The organism is Bulleidia sp. HCP3S3_C9, assembly GCF_052064035.1.
Taxonomy (GTDB): domain Bacteria; phylum Bacillota_I; class Bacilli_A; order Erysipelotrichales; family Erysipelotrichaceae; genus Bulleidia.
Map to the genome: position 1 here is coordinate 1 of NZ_JBQHWJ010000074.1, position 6,647 is coordinate 6,647.

At 35.4% G+C, this 6,647-nt stretch carries 6 protein-coding genes; all 6 read right to left on the reverse strand.

The window, feature by feature from the left end; translation table 11 throughout:
- Positions 1-261: 261 nt before the first annotated feature.
- The 6 genes from ACTND6_RS10130 to ACTND6_RS10155 all read right to left on the reverse strand — a co-directional run bounded on the left by ACTND6_RS10130 (position 262) and on the right by ACTND6_RS10155 (position 6,552).
- Entirely contained in the window at positions 262-1,533 is a 1,272-nt protein-coding gene (locus tag ACTND6_RS10130; protein ID WP_441024047.1) for a hypothetical protein, read from the reverse strand.
- Between the two features lie 168 nt (positions 1,534-1,701).
- Complete coding sequence (locus ACTND6_RS10135; RefSeq protein ID WP_441024049.1) at positions 1,702-2,088, reverse strand: prepilin-type N-terminal cleavage/methylation domain-containing protein; 387 nt, start codon at positions 2,086-2,088, stop codon at positions 1,702-1,704.
- 31 nt (positions 2,089-2,119) lie between these two features.
- On the reverse strand, positions 2,120-4,276 hold the full coding sequence (locus ACTND6_RS10140) for a M28 family peptidase (protein WP_441024051.1): 2,157 nt from the start codon (positions 4,274-4,276) through the stop codon (positions 2,120-2,122).
- 396 nt (positions 4,277-4,672) lie between these two features.
- Complete coding sequence (locus ACTND6_RS10145; RefSeq protein WP_441024053.1) at positions 4,673-5,224, reverse strand: rhomboid family protein; 552 nt, start codon at positions 5,222-5,224, stop codon at positions 4,673-4,675.
- Between the two features lie 84 nt (positions 5,225-5,308).
- Positions 5,309-6,220, reverse strand: coding sequence for a prepilin-type N-terminal cleavage/methylation domain-containing protein (locus tag ACTND6_RS10150; protein WP_441024055.1), 912 nt, complete (start codon positions 6,218-6,220; stop codon positions 5,309-5,311).
- A 50-nt stretch (positions 6,221-6,270) separates the two neighbouring features.
- Positions 6,271-6,552 carry an Hpt domain-containing protein gene (locus tag ACTND6_RS10155; protein ID WP_441024057.1) on the reverse strand — a complete coding sequence of 94 codons (282 nt, stop codon included), beginning with the start codon at positions 6,550-6,552 and terminating at the stop codon, positions 6,271-6,273.
- Positions 6,553-6,647 lie beyond the last annotated feature (95 nt).

Genomic DNA, 6,647 nt, shown 5'->3' on the forward strand with positions numbered 1-6,647 from the left:
CACAGGGTCACTGTGTAAGAAAACTCATGCGAGTCATCTATCACCTGTTAAGCACAGGTACACAGTTTGATCCAGCTTTATTGCGATAGGCATAGAAACAATTGAATTACAGCCAACAGCTTCTGCTGAAGTTGTTTTCATCATGCCTGAATATTCACATTTTCAAAGAACAGATACCTTCTGAAACTAACTTGTTCAAAGAATTTCATTTTCAAACTTTTTCATCAATTTCTGTTGATTTTTATATAGTTAGCTTTTCTTTTACTGCTGCATTTCCTCATTTGAAGCATCATTCATGTCTTCAGTGTCTGATTGTTGTGAATCTGCTGATTCACTGCTTTGTGTTTCTTCTTCTGTTTCCTGTGAATCAGCTGATGCATCAATTTGCGTTTGATTTTCTATTGGACTTGTAGTCTCATTCGATAAAACGATGAGCGGAACACTAAGTTCATAGGACTTTGTACCATTCATGATTCTGATTCTTAAAGTTGCATTTTCTAAAGATGTCGTAACATTTGATGTATCAACAGTAATAGAAACATACTTGTAATATTCATCACTTGTTTCATCATTTTTTGTAACCTTTGCATTCAATACTTCGTTACCACCTGCACCCAAAACTTTCATATCAACGATATTGTTCAATACATCATTTGTTTCAGCCATGCTGACTGGTTCATACAAGAAATACATAGATTCATTCTTTGGATGCAATTCTTGAGAATAAAATGTATTTTCACCAAGAATATCTTTTGATGCAGTTAGATCTATCGTTGCTTCATTGTAGACTTCACCATTGGACAATCCCACAAAGTCAGCTTTTGTAATCGTAATTCTCTTTGTAGACGTATATTCAATACCTTGATATTGTGTTGTCGCACTGATTAGTACAGTTGCTTCTGTTCCGTGAGATGTAATCGTAAATTGTTTCTTTCCATCATTTGTATCAGAAATATCACTGACTGTAATATCTCCACTGATATCATCAATATCTTTTGATACTTCAATATTGCAGGAAGAGGCAGGGATTGTAATATTATTCTCCAATGACTTCGCATACATTTGAATACTTTGCGTATCATTTGTTTTCATAGACAATACATCTATATCATTTGTATCAATGGAGAATTCATCTGTAATACTCAATGTAAAATATGCTTCTTTTTCTCTATTTTGATCCGGCCAGCTGGCAGTAATCTTTACTGCACCTGCTTTCTTTGCACGAATCGTTACTAAATAATTACCAGCAGCATCTCTAGTAATATCTGTAGGTTGTACAGGTTCAATGTATTCTGTATCCCCAGTGATCTGTAATGTTTCCTTCTGGAATGCTTCCTCAATGGAAGCATCTTGATTCTTTAAAATCTTAAATTGTTTTACAGAAACACCTTGCTGATCAAGATTACTAAACAAATTCATCACTGTAGAACCATATTTCCAATATGCACCTTCAAATGGCCATGCACCATAATGTACATTCACAGGGCCATTTACATCATTCTGTGTAATAACAGTTGGGAATGGATAGTTCATGCCAGATAAGGCAGTATCACCAGCATTGAAGCTGTATTTACCATCAATCTTCTGTTGATTCTGATCAATAATCGTTATTCAATTTTACACATAAATATTATCCCTATCAATCAAAAAACTGAGGAACGATAATACATTTCCTCAGTTTATGAAATTATTTTAAATGAATCATCCAATAACTATCATGCATTCTTTATGAGAATCTTTCATGTAGTCATCACAATAATATGATATTTGATAGCCACCAGATGATAATTTAGCTACCGCATAGAAGCCAGCTTTCAATTCCGTTGTTGTTCCATCTAAATGTCTAATAATATGGTTTTTATTTACACCACCATCATTTTCTGGAACTAAACTGTTATATTTATCTTTTTGAAGATAATCCGTCTGAATCTCAGCATAGTAAACTCTAAGGTTTGCCTGGTTCGTTGCCACCTGTGCTTTATGTAATTGAGATGTAAAGATAGGAATTGAAATCGCTACAAGTACAGCTATAATTGCTACAACAACCAGTAATTCAGCTAATGTAAAACCTTTATTTTTCTTATCCATATCTTCAACTCCTAAAGTCAGGATTATAACCTTATTTACCAATCTTCTCCATTGCCTGGATTTCTTTTTCAAGAGAATCTTTGTAGTAGTTTAACTGTTGTGCTCTAGCATCTTCATAAACTTTGATTTCTTCACTCACATCATCTCCATCTTCCTTCTGGAGTAAGGAAGCAGTAGCTTCTTTTGTATTTGTGAAGTAGAATCCCTTGTCATTTCCCCACCATTTGTTATTATCAACAGCTTTATCAGCATGTGCGTCAATCTTAGCTGCAGCATTTGGTGAGAATAAATAGTAATTATATTCACATAGACCATTTAACTGATATGCAACATCTAATGCATCACTAATCTTGTTATCATTTAAATCATCAATGACTTCATCCATGTATTCAATGTTATTCTGATAGCCAACATGCTTCATCACAACATCACTAGAGAATACAATACCAATAAAGTTATCCTGAACATACTTAAATAACTCTAATACTTTCTTGTTGTAAGCTTTTCCTTCTTCCTGGATTGCTTCTACATCAGCCTTAGAAGATACAGCCTTTACATATCTCTCATTGATATCTTTACCTTCAGCATTCAATGCATCAACTTCTTTCTGGAATACTGAAAGTGCATTTTCCCAGTCTTCTTTAGAAACGCCTGCTTCTTCTGCCAAATCTTCATTGAAGCTTTCAGAAAGATCATCAATTGTAGCCTGCATATCTAATGTCATTGCTGGTAGCTGATCGATTGCAATCGCAATACTACCAAATACCGCAATGTTTGCCTTCATGACTTTTTCACTATATGTATCAACATTATCAGATTCTGTATGATAGTGTAACTGTGACCATGTATATTCACCATCTTCACTTTCAGAACCAGAACATGTATCCGTTGTATTCAGGAAGTAAGGAACACCTGCACCTCTATAAGAAATACCATCTTCCATTGTTGTTGTATCAAATGTTTCTGCAGAAATACCCTTTTCATAGTCTTTTACAGCACCATCCAATACACCTTCATCAACTAAGTTCTTTACTAAAGTTGCATATTCAGGAACACTTGTGATCATGAATGTATCACCACCGTCATCAAATGCATCCAATTCAAAGTTGAACATTGCCAATGTCTTGTTTGCCCATTCAGGATGAACATTGTTAATAAGTTCATATGCACCCCTTGTCCAGTCAAATTCTGTACCTGTTGCACCCCATTCTTCTGCACCATGTGCTACTACGACAATGTCATTTTCAGGAACATAGCCACTATCAATCATTGTTTTAGCCATCGTCATGATTGTGCCAATAGCACTGCAGTCATCCTGAAAACCTGTGAAATACATGTCATAATGACCCGCAAAAATAATCTGCTGATCATGAGACTTGCCAGGAATATAGCCAACAACATCGTAGCTTGTTCCCTTGCCTTCTTCCATGACACTGTCAATGACTAAATTTGCTTTGTTATGACCTGCATCCAATGCTTTTTTGATTTGCTTGTATTCACTCATTGTGATGATTGCTGTTGGCATAACATCTTCAGCACATACATCCTGAATCTGATGATCATCATCACTGTATCTGCCATAGCCATCTAAGTCATATGTAACTAAAGCCCTTGCTCCATGTTCATATGCTTCATAAATATATCCGCCAATCCAAGATTCGTTATATTGGTCAACACCAACTAATGCAATCTTTCCTTTGACATCTTTATCTTCATAATCTTCCGCAAAACCAGTTCCACAATCAACGATTTCAGCTGTAATACCCTTTTCATCAGTACCGTTAACCATATAAGATACAGGCATCAAGTCAATATCTGTACCATCAATTGTTAAAGAAGCATCATTATACTGCCACTTATCAACTGTGACTGGAATCTTTTCTACATTCTTTAAACCAATTTCTTCCATTTTTTCTGCAAGATAATCTGCAGTTCTATGTTCCGCATCAGAACCACTTGTTCTAAAACCAAGTGAATTGTCATGTAGTGATGGATCCAATGATAATGTTTTTGTGAAATCATATGCATAATCCATATCAATTTCATTCACATACGCATCAATAGCATCTTGATAGAAAGTGTTGTTTTGCGCACTTTGTGTTGAAGATACTGAAGCTGCTGTAGATTTACATCCAGCTAAACTCAACACTAATACTGCACTAAGGCTTGCTTGCAATGTCTTTTTCATTTTTAATTCATTCCCCTTTCACAAACAAAAAAGATAGATGCGCAATACACACCTATCTTCACAATCTACCTGCATACTTTCCGTTACAGAAATTCCAGCTTATTGACCATTTCATAAGGTATATATTACACATAACTTTACAAAACTGAGCTTTTAACTCAATCAATAAGGGTAAACACCCTTCCGTATTCCCTAAATACGGTTCTTGCTTCTTCAACAAGTCTTCGGCATTTGACCCGGCCGTCCGTGTAGCCTTAGCCTATATCTAGGCGGTCAATTTCTGTACGATTTGTACTGCAATAGGATAACGGAAAAATAGATTCATTGTCAATTATTTTTTTGTTAAATATTTTTCTAATTCGTTCTAACGAAAAAAGTATCTCCCTGAGGAAATACTCAAAAATAGAATAAATATGATACAAATAACACGCCAAAGCATGCACCGCCAAGATGCGATTTCCATCCAACACCAGGCATAAAATTCATTCCTAAGTTCAATAATAATGCAGTCAGCAATGAAGGACTGCCTGTAATTCCTTCTATTCCATACGTAGCAAATATCAAAGTAACCTCCACTGCAAGCAACCCATAAATTCCACTGCTCATGCCACCAGAAATGGAATACTCATCTCCCATAAGATATGCAAATATATTTCCTGTGATGATAGAGCCAAACAGTAAGATACAGTATCTCACTGGTCCTAACATCATTTCCATACTTGATCCCATTGACCATAAGCAATACATGTTAATGAGTAGATGTGCTACTGAAAAGTGAACAAATCCCGCTGTTAAAAATCGATAGAATTCTTTTTGAATGTTATAGGATGGCTTTTGTAGAGCACCGCATTCTACAAGTGCTATGTCATATGTCTCACTCTTTTGCTTTTGTACAAGACGTACATAATTCGCAATACAAAGAATAATTACCACAAGTGTTATAATCATCGTAAATACCTCCACGTGTGGAATATTCTACCATATTCAGCATAAAGAAAACCACCTGCCAGGAATTCAGCAGATGGTTGAAAATTATTGTAAATTGATACGGATCCAATTACCATTACCTTTAGGTTCTAGATTATAATCTGCAGTTGTTTTACAAATATAAACACTTCCGTCTTCGTAAACAAATAGGTCGCCTTCTTTCTGATCTTTGATTTTATTTTCCCCATTTTCAACATAGAAATGAGCTGTATCAGATTTCGTAATAATTGTTGGATTATCTGTATCGATGAATATTCCTGCATTAACTACGCTTGGATCCTCTTCCCAATCTACTGAATAAGTAGCGTCCTTAGCAGCAACATAATATTTCCCTTTATACTTATAAATATTTCCCCGAACAATTGATCCAGGATGTGTTATTGTTGGCCAGTCTCCTCTATTATTAGCTTCTGCCCATTTCGAAACATCTAGATTTGGTGATGGTGTAACAGGTTCTGTTGTTGCTGAAGGTGCAGGTTCTTGTGTAGGTGCAGGTGAAGGTGCAGGTGAAATACTTCCACCACCTTGAGAGTTTGAATTTGTACCCACTGGCACCCAGCTCGTAGACATTACAGTTCCATTGTTTCCAACAATGACTTGAATGATATTCTTTGAACCATCTTCATTCACAGGTACACCATCATCTGCACCTGTTTGTTTTTTATATGGTTCTTTTGTACTCTTTCCGTATCCAGCAATACCTTCACTATTATCCTTATTTGCCATTGCAATTCCAGCATCAAAATAATAAGTGATCGTATCATGGCTGTTTGTATCTAAATATTCTGCTACTGCAGATGCTTTTGCCGCAGATACGTGTGTCTGGTCTGCCTGCAGGTTTGCTTTTGCAATCTGCGATGAAAACAACGGCAATGAAATTGCCACAAGTATTGCAATGATAGCTACAACAATAAGTAATTCTGCTAATGTAAATCCTTTATTCTTCTTTTTCAACATGTTTTTATTATACCTGTAAACTAACGCAAAAAGGAATCTTTCGATTCCTTTTAGTCCAATTTTTTAATTTCAGCAACTGTATTCTCATAAGTTGTCTGAATCTTTGAGAATAGTTCATCTGTACCTTCAAGTTTCCCAGCTCTTAAAATTTCTGTAATATTAACAACATCTTCTGTCAACTGAGAAAAGCCAAGATTCAAACAGATACCTTTTAATGTATGTGCTGCACGAAATGCTTTTTCAACATCTTTGTCAGCTAAGCCCTGTTTTAATTCTGCATAGCTTTGATCAGATTCAAATTTCTTAACAAGTTTAATAACATAATTAACCATCAGATTCACTATTGAGCAAAAATAGGAAAAGCAGCATTCAAAGCATTCGTAATCTGTCTGCGGGTCATTGGATGAGATTTAAAAATATATTTGGC

What these genes read in the sequence shown, in the direction of transcription:
- ACTND6_RS10130 (WP_441024047.1), bottom strand. Translation starts at nt 1,533, where the DNA reads ATGAACTATCCATTCCCAACTGTTATTACACAGAATGATGTAAATGGC.
- ACTND6_RS10135 (WP_441024049.1), bottom strand. Translation starts at nt 2,088, where the DNA reads ATGGATAAGAAAAATAAAGGTTTTACATTAGCTGAATTACTGGTTGTT.
- ACTND6_RS10140 (WP_441024051.1), bottom strand. Translation starts at nt 4,276, where the DNA reads ATGAAAAAGACATTGCAAGCAAGCCTTAGTGCAGTATTAGTGTTGAGT.
- ACTND6_RS10145 (WP_441024053.1), bottom strand. Translation starts at nt 5,224, where the DNA reads ATGATTATAACACTTGTGGTAATTATTCTTTGTATTGCGAATTATGTA.
- ACTND6_RS10150 (WP_441024055.1), bottom strand. Translation starts at nt 6,220, where the DNA reads ATGTTGAAAAAGAAGAATAAAGGATTTACATTAGCAGAATTACTTATT.
- ACTND6_RS10155 (WP_441024057.1), bottom strand. Translation starts at nt 6,552, where the DNA reads ATGGTTAATTATGTTATTAAACTTGTTAAGAAATTTGAATCTGATCAA.